Genomic DNA, 15457 nt, shown 5'->3' with positions numbered 1-15457 from the left:
ATGCTCACGCCGCCTTCTTGTCCGCGGCACCTGTGCTCAGCGTGCTCTGCTCGACGGCGTCGATTGACGGACGATCATAAGACGAGATGGTCTTGCGACCAAACTCGATCGCGACCTGCGGCAGCGAACCGTTCATGTAGGCGAGCAGCGTCTGCTTCACGATGATGTAGAGCCGGTTCTTCTTCTCGCGCACCATCTTGATCTTGGTGGCAATGGGACCCACCACGGCATAGGAAAGGAAGATGCCAAGGAAGGTGCCGACAAGCGCGGCGCCGATGAGACCACCCAGGATCTCCGGCGACTGGTCGAGCGCACCCATCGCCTTCACCACGCCCAGCACTGCCGCCACGATGCCGAGCGCCGGCAGGCCGTCACCGACGGCAACCATGGCATGATAGGGCTTCAGCTTGTCGGATTTGATGGTCTGGATCTCTTCATCCATCAGCGCCTCGATCTCGAACGGACGGGCATTGCCGATGATGATGATGCGGCAGTAGTCGCAGATGAAATGGGTGAGGTCGTGGTTCTTGAGCACCGTCGGAAATGCCTGAAAGATCGGCGACTCCTCCGGATTGTCGATATGGGCTTCGACCTCGGAACGCGACTTGGAACGCAATTCGCGCATCAGCGAATGCAGGACACCCAGCGTTTCGAGATAATCCTGCTCCTTCGGCACCGACTGCTTGAAGGCTTCCATGATGCCCTTGCCGGTGTCCTTCACCGTCTTCATCGGGTTGGCGACGAGGAAGCAACCCAGCGCCGCGCCGCAGATGATCACGGCTTCCCATGGCTGTATCAGCACCTGGACGTGCCCGCCCATGGCCATGAAGCCGCCGAGGACGCAACCGAGCGTCACCACCAAGCCGATCAAAATGCCCACTGCCGGTCCTTCCGCAATTCCACTGCATCACGCAATAGACGCCGTGCCTTGTGTGAGGCTTGAATCGTGGAGCCGCACCAGCATCGCTTTTGACCGACACGATTCAGCCTCGCGCAAGGAAGTTGCCTTACTTTGGCGCGAACTGCTTCAGCGGGAGGCGTGCGTGAATACGTATCTGGACTACCAACTGATCACCAGGGATCTTGCCCGTTCGCTCGACCGGACCAGCAAGCAGGCCACAGTCTCACGCGATACGAAGTATTATCTCGACAACATCGGCAAGGTGAAGTCGATCGATGAATTCATGAAGAACGATCGCCTTTTCAAATACGCCATGAAGGCTTTCGGCCTCGAGGACATGGCCTATGCCAAGGCCTTCATGAAAAAGGCATTGACCGAAGGCGTCGACAAGCCTGACTCGTTCGCCAACAAGCTGACGGACAAGCGCTATGCCGAGTTCGTCAAGGCCTTCAACTTCGCGCGCTATGGCGAGTTGGCGACCACCTATAACGCGGCGCAGCACGACGTACCGACGAATTTCAACCTGCAGGTCGGCATCACCTACACGCAGCAGGGCTTGAGCTTCGTTCAAGACGAAGTCGGCTATTACATCGGCAACATCTCGAGCGTGAAATCGATCGACGACCTGATGGCCGATTCCCGACTGCTCTACGTTGCAATGGGTGCTTTCGGACTGGATGCCAAGAAAGAGACACCAGAGCGCATTCGCGAAATGCTGGAGGGCGGGGTCAGCGATCCAAACAGCCCGGCCAACAAGCTGAGCGATCTGGGAGACAAGCGCTATGCGAACTTCGTTGCCGCCTTCGATTTCGCCCAATATGGCGCCGACACCACATCGAAGGATGCAGTTCAAAGTATCGTACCCAAGCAGTTCATTACGGCCGTTGGGCTCACCACGATCATTCCGCGCGCGGAATACACCAAGGCTGAGAGCGAGTATTACAAAGCCAACATCGGCAAGGTGACGTCGAGCTACGATCTCGTCAACGACAAGCGCCTTCTCCGAGTCGCCATGGCTGCCTACGGGCTGGATATGGATGCCGAGGATCCAAAGACCATTCGCAAGATGTTGGACGGCGGCATCACGGATCCGAACAGCCCAGCCAACAAATCGGGCAACAAAGCCTATATCGCCTTCGTCACCGCCTTCGATTTCGCCCAATTTGGTTGGGACACAGCCACGCGCGACGCCGTGCAGAAGGACACGCTGAACCTCTACACCGCCAAGAGCCAGTTTGGCCTGATCAAGCCCGGTTCCGATTACGTCGCCGCCGAGACCGCCTACTACAACGCCAATGTCGTCAAGCTGGGCTCCATTGACGACCTGATGGCCGACAAGCGCCTGCTGAACTACGCACTGACGGCTTATGGTCTTGACCCCACCAGGGAAACGCCGGCGCGCATCCGGCAGCTGCTGGAAGGCGGTATCACCGATCCGAACAGTCTGGCCAACAAGTCGGGCAGCAAGAACTATGTAGCATTCGTCACTGCCTTCAACTTTGCGCAGTACGGCGAGAAGGCGATGACCCGTTCGCAGGCACAACAACCGGCGACCGACAAATATGTGCGCCAGACACTCGAACAGGACGCCGGCAAGACCAATGAGGGCGTTCGATTGGCTCTCTACTTCCAGCGCAAGGCGCCGACGCTCACCAATTGGTACGAGGTCCTGGCCGACAAGGCGCTTTCCCAGGTGGTACGCACGGCGCTTGGTCTGCCCGAGGCCTTCGCAAAGGCCGACATCGACAAGCAGGTGAAGCTGTTCGAAAGCAAATTCAACATCAAGGATTTCGCCGACCCAGTGAAGCTCGGCAAATTCATCACCCGCTACACCACCATGTACGAACTCAACAATCCGTCGTCGCCCCAGATGTCTGCGGCTACCATCCTGTTTGCCCAGCCGACCACCGTCGGCGTTTCCACCGATCTCCTCTTTGCCATGCAGCGGCTGAAGTTCTGACCACCATGCAAGACAGTCTCTACGTCGCCTTGTCCTCCCAGATCGCGCTTGAAAAGCGCCTCAACACAATTGCCGACAATGTCGCCAATGCCTCGACCATCGGCTTTCGGGCCACGGGAGTAAAATTCGAGGATATCGTCTCCGGCACCGGACAGCGGTCTGTCGCCTTTGCTTCCACTGGCGACACCTTTCTTTCCGGTGCCAATGGCGGCATGCAGGAAACCGGCAATCCGTTCGACTTCGCGGTCAAGGGCAATGCCTGGTTCGGCATCCAGACGCCGTCGGGCACCATCATGACGCGCGACGGCCGCTTCTCCATGAACGAGAACGGCGAATTGCTTTCGATCGAAGGCCATCCCGTGCTCGACGCCGGCGGTGCCCCGATCCAGCTCGATCCGCGTGGCGGACCGCCCAAGGTCGGTGCGGACGGTGCCTTGCATCAAGGTGACCGCCAGGTCGGCGCTATCGGCTTGTTCACCTTCGATCCGGGAGTCAACTTCACCCGCTACGGCAATTCCGGGATTGTGCCGCCGCGCGCGCCTGAACCGATCACGGATCGTACGGATGTCGGCGTGGCACAGGGCTTCCTGGAGGAGTCCAACGTCAATCCAGTCATGGAAATGATGCGGCTGATCCAAGTACAGCGTGCCTTCGAGAATGTCGCTGCGATGGTCCGGCAAGCCGGCAGTTCGACCGACGAGGCGATCAAGACGCTGGGTTCGAAGTAACACACGATGGCCGCCGACCGGTCCCTGATCCGCACCACTGAACGCGATGCCAGGCCTGAAAACCGGCTCGCTGTGCTGGAACATGTCTGGCGCCGCTTCGACGGTGACGAAGCGATGCTGAAGCGGGGTGGTCTCGTCGCGGAAGTGTCGGCCACCCATTACAAGGTGCGCGGTCTGTCGGATATCGCAAGGCTCGGCGACATCGTCGAACACCGCAGTCGCAGCGGCAATCGGCGTGGCGAAATCGTCCATATCGGCCGCGACGACATCGTTGTCGCTCCCTTCGAACGCAGCCCGGATGCGGGTATAGGCGATACTGTCTTCCGGCGCGGGCCGCTTGCAGTGACCCCACATGCGTCCTGGCGCGGCCGCACCATCGACGCGCTGGCGCGCGCCATCGATGGTGGAGCGCCTCTGCTGCGCAAGACCGGAAGCGAACTTCCGCATGACGCCACTCCCGGCGCCATGGCGCGGCAACGCGTCGGGACATCGTTCATGACGGGTGTGCGGGTCATCGACATCTTCACCCCGCTCTGCTTCGGCCAGCGCATGGGCGTCTTCGCTGGCTCAGGCGTCGGCAAGTCGACGTTGCTCGCCATGCTGGCCGGCGCGGATGCCTTCGACACGGTGGTCGTGGCACTGGTGGGCGAACGTGGCCGCGAGGTACGTGAGTTCCTCGAGGACACGATCGGTGCGACCGCGATGGCCAAGACCGTGGCTGTGGTCGCAACGAGCGACGAGAGCGCCATGATGCGGCGACGAGCGCCCGACACCGCCATGCGGGTCGCCGAATATTTCCGGGATCAAGGCGATCGCGTTCTGCTGGTTCTGGACTCGATCACGCGTTTTGCACATGCCTTGCGCGAGGTCGCGACGGGGACCGGTGAACCGCCGGTGGCGCGTGGCTATCCAGCCTCGGTCTTCACCGACCTGCCGAAACTGCTTGAACGCGCCGGCCCCGGCCTTGAAGGCACCGGTTCGATCACCGCCATCATCTCCGTGCTGGTCGATGGCGACGACCACAACGACCCCGTCGCCGATTCCGTGCGCGGCATTCTTGACGGTCACGTCGTGCTCGATCGCTCGATCGCCGAACAGGGTCGTTATCCGCCGGTCAATCCGCTTGCTTCGATTTCGCGTCTCGCCTCGAAAGCCTGGACGCCGGACCAGCAGACGTTGGTGACCAGGCTGAAGTCGATGATCTCCCGTTTCGAAGACACCCGCGACATCCGCCTGCTCGGCGCTTATCAAGGGGGCGCGGACCCCGAGCTCGACATGGCCGTGCGTCAGGTGCCGCTGATCTACGAAGCCCTGACGCAATCGCCGAAGGACGGCGCCTCGCCTGATCCCTTCTCGGATCTCGCCCATCATCTGAGAGGCAGGCACAATGCCGATCCGACAGACTGATTTGCAGCAGACCGAAGCGCTGCTGCATGAGATGCTGGCCGAAGCGACAGCTGCCGAACAGCGCGCGCGGCCAAAGAACCGGCTGCTGTCCAGGCTGTCGAACCCGCTTCGAAGGCTGGGACGCAAGCGGATATCAGCGGACAAATCAAACAAGGCAGACAGCGCTGAACAGGGAATCGGCAGCGTCGATGCGCTGGCCGAGCTGTTCGCGCCGCCGGATATCACGCCTGAACCCAAGGCCCATTTACCAAATCTAAGCCGGCGACCCGCTAGAACCGCCGGGACCGATTCTCTTGGCAATCGGCCCCTGCATGCAAGCGAGCCGTTCCAGAGGATGAAGAAGGATACCAGGCGCAGCGACTTCGTCATGGCGGCCTCGGGCGTCATGCTCGGCCTCGTTTGCGCACTCTTCCCCTGGTACATCTTTTTCAATCCGGAACAGTTCGGCGTGCAGGGCATCAAGTTCGGTGGCCGTGGCCAGAATGCCGGACGCCTGGTGGTGACGCCCGACGGCAGCGGGACCAACCCGATGGCGGGTCAGGCCGAGGCGCTGGAACCAAACCTCGACATGTCCTTCACCGCCACGCTGCAGAGCCGGCCCTTGGCGCCAGAGCAGGCGCCGGGCGTCGAAGAACAACCCTATCCCATCGAAGCCGTAGCCTTCCGTCTGGTCCATATCGCAAATGGCCGGGCCATGATCGAGGACAATGCGGGGCTGTGGGTCGTGCAGGCCGGTTCGACGCTGCCGGATTCCTCGCGCGTGAAATCGATCGAACAGCGCGCGGGCAAATGGGTTCTGGTCACCAACACCGACCGCGTACTCGAAATCTCCAATTAGCGACCGTTCGGCCTTGCCGTCACGCGCAAGGCCCGCGCAAGACTGGTGTCCTAATTTCCGGTTAACGATCCGGAGATTCCCATGGGGCCCGTCAACCTTTTCGATCTCGCGACCAGACAGTCCCAATGGCTGTCGGTGCGCCAGTCATCCGTCGCCGGCAACATCGCAAATGCGAACACGCCCGGCTACACCGCGACCGACGTCGAGCCTTTCGAAAAGGTTCTGGATCGCACCGCCGTTCGCCTGAGCGCGACGCAGAGCGGCCATCTCGGCGGCGCCACCGAGGCCGGCTTCACCGTAAAGCCGCAGGAGCCCACGGGCCCCGCCATGCCATCCAAGAACACGGTGGTGATGGAGAACGAACTCATGAAAGCCGGTGAAATCCGCCGGTCGTTCGAGCTGAACACGGCCATCGTGAAGGCATTCCACACGATGATGATGACGACGATAAAGGGCTGACCTGATGGACGCTCTCACCGCCGCACTCAAGGTTGCAGCTTCCGGCCTCGGCGCCCAGTCCGAACGGATGCGCGTCGTTTCCGAAAACCTCGCCAATGCGCAATCCACCGGCACCACACCAGGCGCCGACCCCTATCGACGCAAGACGATCTCCTTCGTCTCGGAACTCGACCGTGCCTCCGGCGGTTCGACGGTCGAGGTCAATTCGATCGCCCAGGATCCCTCCGATTTCCCGGTCGAGTTCCAGCCCGGCAACCAGGCCGCCGACGAAAAGGGCTACGTCAAGATGCCCAACGTCAACGTGCTGATTGAAATGGCCGACATGACCGAGGCGAACCGCTCCTACGAAGCGAACCTGCAGGTCGTGAAACAGGCCCGCGACCTTATCTCGATGACCATAGACCTTATGAGGAACCAATCATGATTGGCGGTATCGGCGCAGTCCAACTGAAACCCGCCACCGGCGGCTCGGAAACCTCGACCGATCTTTTCGGCACAACGGGCACCCAGCCCACCGGCGCGCAGGTCGCGTCCACATTCGCCGAAGCCCTGAACCAGGCCGCGACGAAGACGGTCAACACGCTTCAAAATGCCGAACAGGTTTCCCTCCAGGCCTTGAAAGGCGACGTCGACACCCGGCAGGTCGTCGACGCCGTGATGGGCGCGCAGCAGGCGCTCCAGACGACCATCGCCATCCGCGACAAGATCGTCACGGCCTATCTCGAAGTCAGCCGCATGAGCATCTGAGGACGCACCCGTGAAAGCTCTTGCCATCGCAGCCACAGGCATGAACGCCCAGCAGACCAATCTGGAAGTCATTGCCAACAACATCGCCAACATCAACACGACCGGATACAAGCGCGCGCGCGCCGAGTTCTCCGATCTGCTCTACCAGGTCGACCGTACCCAGGGCGTTCCCGATCGCGGCAACACCTCGGTCGTGCCGGAAGGCGTATCGATCGGTCTCGGCGTGAAGACCAGCGCGGTGCGCAATGTCCACATCCAGGGCAGCTTCACCAACACCGGCAATGCCTATGATCTTGCCCTCGACGGCAAGGGCTGGTTCCAGATCGAAGGCGCTGACGGCCAGACGTTCTACACGCGCGCCGGCACGTTCAACACGAACGCGACAGGCCAGATGGTGACTGTCGACGGTGCACCGATCGTTCCGGCCATCACCGTGCCGCTGGATACCAAGGAACTCATCGTCAACAAGTCTGGCCAGGTTTTCGCCCGCGTCGACGGCCAGCTGGAATTGCAGAACCTCGGCCAGCTGACCGTAGCCACCTTCGCCAACGAAGCGGGTCTCGCTCCGCTCGGCGACAATCTCTTCCAGGAGACGGAAGCATCGGGCCCGGCCAATGTCGGCGTGCCAGGAGATCCGGGCTTCGCCACCATCCGCCAGAACTATGTCGAAAACTCCAACGTCGATCCGGTCAAGGAAATCACCGACCTGATTTCCGCTCAGCGGGCCTATGAGATGAACTCCAAGGTTATCCAGGCAGCCGACGAAATGGCCGCGGTCGTCTCCAAGAACATCCGGTGACGACAATGATCCGGCACGCACTCGGCTCCAAGTCCCGTCGTCTGGCACTCGTCCTGGCTCTGGCCATGGGTGCGCTGCCGGCGTTCGCCAGCGAGGTCGTGCTGATCCCCAACCGCGTCATCTATCCCGGCGAGGCGATCAGTCTTGCCGCATTGAAGGAAGTCACGCTCGCTCCCGGCAAGCGCAAGCCCGATGGCGTTATTACCATCGCCACCGAACTCGACGGGAAGGTCGCCAAGCGTACCTTGCTGCCCGGCCGCTACATCCCGGCCAACTCGGTGCGCGATGCATGGTTGGTCGAACAGGGTGCCACCGTCCAGGTCTTCTTCACGGCGGGCGTGCTCACCATCTCTGCCTCCGCGGTGACCTTGCAGCCCGGCTCCGCCGGCGACCTGATCAAGGTCCGCAATGTCGACAGCGGCAAGGTGCTTTCCGGAACGGTGATGGCCGACGGCTCCATCCAGGTTTCCGCTACATGAAGCGTACGCTTTCCATCGTCCTCGCCGCGCTCCTCAGCGCGCAGCCCGTTCTGGCCGACGGCTTGAGCGCCAAGGCCAAGCGCGAGCTTGCCGCCAAGGCCGCGCGCGAGGGCGGGCAGTTCGACGATCCAAGTTACGACGGCGACACAGCCAGCCGCATGTTCCAGGTTTCGCCGGGACCGAGTTCGCTGCCGCCGGGCCAGGTCGCTTCACGCATCAAGGATGTTGCCCGCCTGCAAAGCGCGCGCGACAACCAGCTTGTCGGCTACGGTCTCGTCATTGGTCTGCAAGGCACTGGTGACTCGCTGCGCAACTCGCCGTTCACCGAACAGTCCATCCGCGCCATGCTGGAAAACCTCGGCATCGCCTCGCAGGGTACCAACGCACGAGCCAAGAACGTCGCGGCGGTCATCGTCACCGCCAACATGCCACCCTTCGTCCAGTCCGGCGCCCGCATCGACGTCAATGTCTCATCGATGGGCGATGCCACGTCGCTGCAGGGCGGCACGCTGATCATGACGCCCCTCAAGGCCGCCGACGGCGAAATCTACGCGGTCGGCCAGGGCTCGGTCGTCGTCTCCGGTTTCACCGCGCAAGGCCAGGCACAGCAGGTGACGCAGGGCGTGCCGACTGCGGGTCGCGTGCCGAACGGCGCTATCGTCGAACGTGCGGTGCAGGCCGAATTCGGCGACCAGTCTATGCTGACCCTGCAGCTCTACAATGCGGACTTCTCGACCGCGGTGCGTATCGCAGACGCCGTCAACGACTATACCCGCCAGCGTTTCGGCGTGCGTGTCGCGGCGGAGCGCGACAGCCGCACCGTCTCCATCAAAAAACCGAAGGGCATTGCGGCGGCGCGTTTCTATGCGGAAATCGAAAATCTCGTTATCGAAACCGACACCCCTGCCCGTGTCGTCATTGACGAGCGCACCGGTACGATCGTGATCGGCAACAAGGTCAAGATCTCGCGCGTGGCGATCAGCCACGGCACGCTGACCGTGCGCATCACCGAGGCACCGACCATCGTGCAACCGGAACCGTTCTCGCGTGGCGTGACGGCGGTGGAGCCCAACACCGCGATCGACATCAGCCAGCCAAACGCTCGCGTTGCCGTTCTCGATGGCCCGGATCTGCAAACTCTCGTTTCCGGTCTCAACCGTCTGGGTGTCAAGCCAGACGGCATCATCGCCATTCTGCAAGGCATCAAGTCGGCCGGCGCGCTGCAGGCCGATCTCGTGCTCCAATAGGCTGTTCGATGAACAACGCACGCCACACCCTCTCATACACCATCAAGGCAGGCGCGCTCGTCGCCCTTTTGGCCGCGCTCGGACCGGCACACGCCGAAGAGGCGGTGCGACAGGTGCTGCCCGGCGGCCAGGGGGCGGTTGCCGCACAAACGCTGACCCGCGAAGCGCCTCGGGCAGAACTGGCCGAACCGACCCCGCAATTGCCGGTGCAGGAAAACGATGTTGCGCTCACCACGGGAACAGTCGCCCCGCCGAGCGGCGAAAGCGAAGTCCAGCGTTTCTGCTCCAATATTGCCGATGCCGCGCGCGACCGCCGCTATTCGCTTCAGGCGGCCGAACTCAAGCAATTGCAGACCGAGGTCGACAAACGCATCAGCGCGCTCGAGGAAAAGCGTGCCGAATACGAGGAATGGCTGAAGCGGCGGGAGGTCTTCCTCGCACGCGCCGAGGACAGCCTCGTCAAGATCTACTCCGGTATGAAGCCCGATGCTGCCGCCGAACGCTTGGCCAGCACCAATGTCGAGCTCGCCGCCGCCATCCTGATGAAGCTCGATGCGCGCAAGGCAAGCGTCATATTGAACGAAATGAACACCAAGGCGGCTGCCGCGCTCACCGGCATCATGGGCAGCGCCGCCCGCAGGGTAGACCCGACATGATCCGCAAGGCATTGATCCTCATCGCGACCGCCAGCCTTGCCGGCTGCGCCTCGGACCTTCGTGAGGTCAACAAGGAACCGCGAATGTCGCCGGTTGGTTCGGGTATCCGCAGCCAGGCAGAACCGGTCTACCAGTATCCTGAACCACCAGCCACGCAACGGCGCCGCTTTTCGCTGTGGGATGACCGCCAGAGCCGCCTGTTCACCGATCCGCGCGCCTTGCGCGCCGGCGACATCCTGACGGTGATGATCAAGATCAACGACAAGGCCAAATTCAAGAACCAGAATGATCGCAGCCGCACCGCCAGCCGCTCGCTGGGGCTGAAGGCCGATGCCGAATGGGATAGCGCCAGCACGGGTGGCAAGCTGGACGGCAGCCTGGAATCGAAGACCAAGACCAACGCCGACGGCGCCATCGAGCGCTCCGAGACGATCGAGCTCAACGTCGCCGCTGTCGTCACCAACGTGCTGCCGAACGGAAATCTGATGATCACCGGCTCGCAGGAAGTGCGCGTCAACTATGAGATGCGCGTGCTGACCATCGCCGGCATCGTGCGTCCGGCCGACATCGGGCCGGAAAACACCATCGCCTACGACCGCATCGCCGAGGCGCGTATTTCCTATGGCGGTCGCGGCCGCGTCTCCGAGGTCCAGCAACCGGGATACGGCCAGCAGGTTCTCGACCAGGTACTGCCGTTCTAAAACCGGATAGAAGAGCGTGGCCAACACCGAGCAGATAGCGCCGCCGAAAGGCCCCTCGCTCATCGTCCAGATGGCGATGCTGTTCGCCATGACCGGCGCGGCGCTGGGCGTCGGCTGGCTGGCCGGCACCTATCTAAAGAACTCCGAGAAACCGGCGCCTCCTGCCAAGGAAAGTCATGAGAAAAAACCGGCCCACGAGGCGGGGAAGGAAGGCGAAGCCGGACCGACGCTGGTCGACCTGGCGCCGATGACCACCAATCTGGCGGCACCTGCCGAGGTTTGGGCTCGTCTGCAGCTTTCGCTCGTTTTCGACGGACCACCGCCACCCGGCATGGCCGAGGATGTGCACCAGGACCTGCTCGCCTTCCTGCGCACCGTGAAGATGCATCAGGTGGAAGGCGCCAGCGGCTACCAGCATCTGCGTGCCGACCTGCAGGAACGCGCCGCCATCCGCAGCGGCGGCAAGGTCAAGGAAGTACTGGTCAGGACGCTGTTGTTCGAATGAAAAAACTTCTTCTCTTCCTGACCGTTTTCGCAGCAACCGCAACGGCCGCGAGCGCGCAGCAGATCGACCTTGGCGGTATCGGCCAGGCGAGCGGCACCACGGTCGCCACCATCATCCAGATGTTCGGGCTGCTCACGGTGCTGTCGGTGGCGCCGGGCCTGCTTATCATGGTGACGAGCTTCACCCGCTTCATCATCGCCTTTTCGATCCTGCGCGCCGGTATCGGCCTGCAGTCGACCCCAGCCAATCTGATCCTGATCTCGCTGTCGCTGTTCATGACCTTCTATGTCATGGCGCCGACCTTCGACCGCGCCTGGGCCAATGGTGTGAAGCCGCTGATGGACAACCAGATCAGCCAGCAGGTGGCGCTGGAGCGCATTTCCGATCCGTTTCGTACCTTCATGCTGAACAATGTGCGTGACAAGGATTTCGACCTTTTCGCCGATCTCGCCCGCGAGCGCGGCCAGACGGTGGAGAGAGGCACGGTCGACCTGCGCATCCTTGTACCGGCCTTCATGATCTCCGAGATCCGCCGCGGCTTCGAGATCGGCTTCCTGATCGTTCTGCCTTTCCTGGTCATCGACCTGATCGTGGCCACCATCACCATGGCGATGGGCATGATGATGCTCCCCCCCACCGTTGTGTCGCTGCCGTTCAAGATCATGTTCTTCGTGCTGATCGACGGCTGGAACCTGCTGGTCGGAAGCCTGGTGCGCTCCTTCACATAGGGCAACACTGGATTGACCCCCAAACGGCTCTGCGCCGCCGTCTCCATGCGATGCATCGGGCAAGTCAGCTGACGGGACAGGCCTTCGCCAGCCATGAACCGTTCAGACCGGGTCAACTAATCCAAGTTCTGCAACGGCCGCCCGGCCGATACATCACATGCCTGCGGTCTCGCCCCGTGTCCGACTTTTCTTTGATCCGAAGAGAGGGCGGATGCCGAAGCGTTTCCAGCAAATTCTGAGGCGCCCTAAGTCGCGCCCGCGATCGAAATCGATTTTCGGCAAATGAGATCAGGCCCACACAGGCGGGCGCGCGGGCTCGCTTTCGAGCCCACGCCACCTTGTTATTCCAGTCAGATCTGTGGGAGCGCTATCAGGCTGCTCCAGGGAACGACAGCCGCCAATCGACCTGCCGTCCGGAGACACACGCTTGCTCGGCCCAGGCCGAGATTTCACGCCATTCGAAAAGAATTGATCTCGCCACACCGATCGGCTCGTCGGGATTCAACGACAGAAAGCGGGTCGCCGGATGCCATGGCACACCATCGGTTCCGAGCTGGGTTTGAGAGTGCTTGAGCCCGAACAGAACGGTGGGGATGCCGAGACCCGCGGAGAGCTCCGCGGTGGCGGTGCCGGCTGAGATCACCATGTCACAAGCTCCGGCGAGATAGGCCGCCGACACGAGATCATTCATCTGGTCGATGGCGGGAAAATCGTAGAGAGGCAGGCCGAGTTCACGCATCAGGCCAACTTCCTCGCTGCACTCGTCATATTGCAGGCAGATGAACTTGGCCGCACCGAGCATCTTCAGCGGAGAAAGATATTCCCCTTTCACATAGTGCTGGTTCCTATGCAGATTCTGATTGGAAGATCGCCAGCACAAGCCAATGACGGGCTGATGCGGTGCTGCGCCGATGTCCGAGCGCACCTGTGCTTCGATTTCGGCATCGCGCTTCAGCCAGGGACTGCATTTGGCCTGCATCTCAGCCACGCTTGGTCGAAAATGCCGCGCCAGCGAGCCGATCGGGACCTCGAAGTCGAAACCTTGGTAGTCGTCACGCCTGCGCTTCTCGCGGGGCTGCTCAGGGCGAACCTCGACATCCGGGAAGGATTTGACAAACAGCGGCGCGAGTTTCGCGGCGCTTTCAAAAGTTATGCTGGCACCGGTGGCGATAAGGTCCGGCAACACACCGGCGAAACGAATTTCATCGCCCACCCCCTGTTCGCGCCAGACAAGAATCCGCTTCCCGTCAAGGCTCTCGCCGCTCCAGCGCGGTATGTCGAAGGTTCGGCGCTCGGACGGGAAATCCGCCCAATTCCATCGGGCCTCGTAATTGTCGAACGCTTCCGGCAGCTCACCTGCTTCCAGTTGATGGATCGAGAGATTCCAGCGCGCGAGGACATCCGAAGGCTCCTTCGCGAGAATCTCCTTCTGGATGGCGATCGCCTTGCCGAGATTCCCCAGCCGGGCGTGGATCACCCCGAGAGTGGTCGCCATTGTTTCCCAACTGCTCGCACTACGGACAGAAAGGGTCTCGAGTTCGCGCAACGCCTCATGAAGGAAACCTGCGGAAATAAGACAATCGATCCACGAGCGGTCGACGACAGCGATCTCCGCCTCACTCGCAACCAGCGCCCGGATGCGCTGATAGTTGTTGACGACATATTCGTAGTTGGCCGCCTTGGATGCCGCGACGAGCCGATAGCACCACAGTTGGGAAGGCGGGTTGTCCAGCAGCGCGATCGCTTCATCAAAGAGCTTTTCCGCTCCCCTGGCGCTGCGCCCATCAAGAGCCTTCTGAGCCTGCCTGACCAGCTTGGCGGCTTTTTTTGCGTTCTTCCGGTCCCGGTCCGACCCTCCTGCGGAGATATTGATCGCTGGAAAAGCGGGACCAATTCCAACACCGTTGGCAGCGCGAATGAGAGTGGTCGCGCCGCGGACACCACTTCCGATCTGCGATCGAAGGTCATCCGCGACATCGGTGGTGCGAATATTTTTTGCTGACGTCATTCGAACTTCCCCACCCGCGTTTCCATGCGCCACTTCAGGCACCTCGCGCTGTTATCCTTGCAGATGTAGATTGCGCGAAACTTTCCCCTCCCCCTCGTCCGGCTCGCCAGGCGTGCCCGCCGGCAGCCTTCCGGCGACCTCTGGCGAATTGCATTGGCCGTTAGCGGTTTGGTAGGACGTCTCCGCCATAAAAGCGGCATCGAGGGCGGGTGGCTGCAACGGCCACAGGCATGATGCCGCTCCGCTCTGGCCGATCGTTACGGCATGTTCCTTAGTTGAGTTTAGTAAAAGGAACAGGACTTATGTCCAGCATTCTGACCAACGCCGCCGCCTTGACCGCTCTTCAGAGCCTCAATGCAACCAACAAGAACCTGACCGTCACCCAGGGCCGCATCGCCACCGGCATGCGCGTCGCCGAGGCCGCCGACAACGCCGCCTACTGGTCGATCGCCACCACCATGCGTTCCGACAACAAGGCTAACTCGGTCGTGCAGGACGCGCTCGGCCTGGGCGCCGGCAAGGTTGACACCGCCTACACCGCCATGAACAAGGCGATCGACGTCGTCGACCAGATCAAGCAGAAGGTGCTGCTGGCCAAGACCTCCAGCGCGGCCGACCGCGAGCGCATCCAGACGGAAATCGGCAACCTGCAGTCCCAACTCAAGGACAACATCGCCGGTGCCAACTATGCTGGTTCGAACCTGCTGAAGACCGACTCGACCTCGACGACTGACACCAAGCTGACGGTCATGACCTCCTACAACCGCGATTCGGCTGGCAAGGTTACGACCGGCACGATCGACGTCGATTTCACGAACATCCGACTGATCGATTCGAACGCCGCCACCGGCGCTGTGGGAACTGGCATCCTGGACAAGGCGTTCTCGACGGGCGGCGCGTCGACTTTGGATCTGAAGGTTTCCGGCACGGGCGGTGCAAGCACTGCCGGCGATTTCGACGCCCTGCTCACCGGCATCGAAGCTGCCTTGAAGGGCATGGCCACCGGCGCTGCAGAACTCGGTGCTGCGAAGGCGCGCATCGACATGCAGAAGGACTTCGTTTCGAAGCTTTCGGACTCGATCGATCGCGGCGTCGGCCAGCTCGTTGACGCCGACATGAACAAGGAATCGACTCGCCTGCAGGCCCTCCAGGTCCAGCAGCAGCTCGGTATCCAGGCTCTGTCGATCGCCAACGGCTCGTCGCAGCAGATCCTGTCGCTCTTCCGCGGCTGATCCCGAACCTTCTCAGGCAACAACTTCATCTTTCGGGCCGCGCCAAAAGCGCGGCCCGATTT

17 protein-coding genes are annotated in these 15457 nt (G+C 61.7%); 15 read left to right on the top strand and 2 right to left on the bottom strand.

Annotated features, from left to right (window positions below):
• Nucleotides 1–4: 4 nt before the first annotated feature.
• Nucleotides 5–880 (bottom strand): flagellar motor stator protein MotA, encoded by an 876-nt coding sequence (gene motA / locus AO692_RS02545; RefSeq protein ID WP_054308482.1) that lies wholly within the window; start codon nucleotides 878–880, stop codon nucleotides 5–7.
• A gap of 163 nt (nucleotides 881–1043) precedes the next feature.
• Here motA and AO692_RS02540 point away from each other — a divergent pair, with 163 nt between their 5' ends.
• The 14 genes from AO692_RS02540 (at nucleotide 1044) to fliP (ending at nucleotide 12155) form a co-directional block, all read left to right on the top strand.
• Nucleotides 1044–2861 (top strand): DUF1217 domain-containing protein, encoded by a 1818-nt coding sequence (locus tag AO692_RS02540; RefSeq protein WP_054308481.1) that lies wholly within the window; start codon nucleotides 1044–1046, stop codon nucleotides 2859–2861.
• A 5-nt stretch (nucleotides 2862–2866) separates the two neighbouring features.
• Nucleotides 2867–3589 (top strand): flagellar basal-body rod protein FlgF, encoded by a 723-nt coding sequence (gene flgF, locus AO692_RS02535; RefSeq protein ID WP_054308480.1) that lies wholly within the window; start codon nucleotides 2867–2869, stop codon nucleotides 3587–3589.
• A 6-nt stretch (nucleotides 3590–3595) separates the two neighbouring features.
• Complete coding sequence (gene fliI / locus AO692_RS02530; RefSeq protein ID WP_054308479.1) at nucleotides 3596–4996, top strand: flagellar protein export ATPase FliI; 1401 nt, start codon at nucleotides 3596–3598, stop codon at nucleotides 4994–4996.
• A complete protein-coding gene (locus tag AO692_RS02525; protein WP_054308478.1) occupies nucleotides 4977–5834 on the top strand; it encodes a hypothetical protein in 858 nt (285 codons plus the stop codon). The genes fliI and AO692_RS02525 overlap by 20 nt, the downstream gene beginning before the upstream one ends.
• Before the next feature lie 81 nt (nucleotides 5835–5915).
• Nucleotides 5916–6293, top strand: a complete 378-nt coding sequence (flgB, locus tag AO692_RS02520; protein WP_054308477.1) for a flagellar basal body rod protein FlgB — start codon at nucleotides 5916–5918, stop codon at nucleotides 6291–6293.
• A 4-nt stretch (nucleotides 6294–6297) separates the two neighbouring features.
• Nucleotides 6298–6717, top strand: a complete 420-nt coding sequence (gene flgC / locus AO692_RS02515; RefSeq protein ID WP_054308476.1) for a flagellar basal body rod protein FlgC — start codon at nucleotides 6298–6300, stop codon at nucleotides 6715–6717.
• Nucleotides 6711–7040, top strand: coding sequence for a flagellar hook-basal body complex protein FliE (locus AO692_RS02510; RefSeq protein ID WP_054308475.1), 330 nt, complete (start codon nucleotides 6711–6713; stop codon nucleotides 7038–7040). Before flgC ends, AO692_RS02510 begins: the two co-directional genes overlap by 7 nt.
• 10 nt (nucleotides 7041–7050) lie before the next feature.
• On the top strand, nucleotides 7051–7839 hold the full coding sequence (flgG, locus tag AO692_RS02505) for a flagellar basal-body rod protein FlgG (protein ID WP_054308474.1): 789 nt from the start codon (nucleotides 7051–7053) through the stop codon (nucleotides 7837–7839).
• 5 nt (nucleotides 7840–7844) lie between these two features.
• The gene (gene flgA / locus AO692_RS02500; RefSeq protein WP_054308533.1) at nucleotides 7845–8318 is read left to right on the top strand and encodes a flagellar basal body P-ring formation chaperone FlgA; all 474 of its coding nucleotides are present in this window, start codon (nucleotides 7845–7847) and stop codon (nucleotides 8316–8318) included.
• Nucleotides 8315–9565 carry a flagellar basal body P-ring protein FlgI gene (locus AO692_RS02495; RefSeq protein WP_054308473.1) on the top strand — a complete coding sequence of 417 codons (1251 nt, stop codon included), beginning with the start codon at nucleotides 8315–8317 and terminating at the stop codon, nucleotides 9563–9565. Before flgA ends, AO692_RS02495 begins: the two co-directional genes overlap by 4 nt.
• A gap of 8 nt (nucleotides 9566–9573) precedes the next feature.
• On the top strand, nucleotides 9574–10221 hold the full coding sequence (locus AO692_RS02490) for a MotE family protein (protein ID WP_054308472.1): 648 nt from the start codon (nucleotides 9574–9576) through the stop codon (nucleotides 10219–10221).
• A complete protein-coding gene (gene flgH, locus AO692_RS02485; protein ID WP_054308471.1) occupies nucleotides 10218–10922 on the top strand; it encodes a flagellar basal body L-ring protein FlgH in 705 nt (234 codons plus the stop codon). Before AO692_RS02490 ends, flgH begins: the two co-directional genes overlap by 4 nt.
• A 16-nt stretch (nucleotides 10923–10938) precedes the next feature.
• Nucleotides 10939–11427 carry a flagellar basal body-associated FliL family protein gene (locus AO692_RS02480; RefSeq protein ID WP_054308470.1) on the top strand — a complete coding sequence of 163 codons (489 nt, stop codon included), beginning with the start codon at nucleotides 10939–10941 and terminating at the stop codon, nucleotides 11425–11427.
• Nucleotides 11424–12155: a flagellar type III secretion system pore protein FliP gene (gene fliP / locus AO692_RS02475; protein ID WP_054308469.1), complete on the top strand. Its 732-nt coding sequence runs from the start codon at nucleotides 11424–11426 to the stop codon at nucleotides 12153–12155. Before AO692_RS02480 ends, fliP begins: the two co-directional genes overlap by 4 nt.
• A 370-nt stretch (nucleotides 12156–12525) precedes the next feature.
• On the opposite strand, the gene AO692_RS02470 is transcribed toward fliP, so the two are convergent.
• Nucleotides 12526–14205 (bottom strand): tetratricopeptide repeat protein, encoded by a 1680-nt coding sequence (locus AO692_RS02470; RefSeq protein ID WP_152979686.1) that lies wholly within the window; start codon nucleotides 14203–14205, stop codon nucleotides 12526–12528.
• A 260-nt stretch (nucleotides 14206–14465) separates the two neighbouring features.
• Between AO692_RS02470 and AO692_RS02465 the strand changes: the two genes are divergently transcribed.
• Nucleotides 14466–15395: a flagellin gene (locus tag AO692_RS02465; RefSeq protein WP_054308467.1), complete on the top strand. Its 930-nt coding sequence runs from the start codon at nucleotides 14466–14468 to the stop codon at nucleotides 15393–15395.
• Nucleotides 15396–15457 lie beyond the last annotated feature (62 nt).

The organism is Mesorhizobium sp. 1M-11 (genome assembly GCF_001303895.1).
Taxonomy (GTDB): Bacteria; Pseudomonadota; Alphaproteobacteria; order Rhizobiales; family Rhizobiaceae; genus Mesorhizobium.
This window is presented reverse-complemented; position numbering and strand designations above follow the sequence as displayed.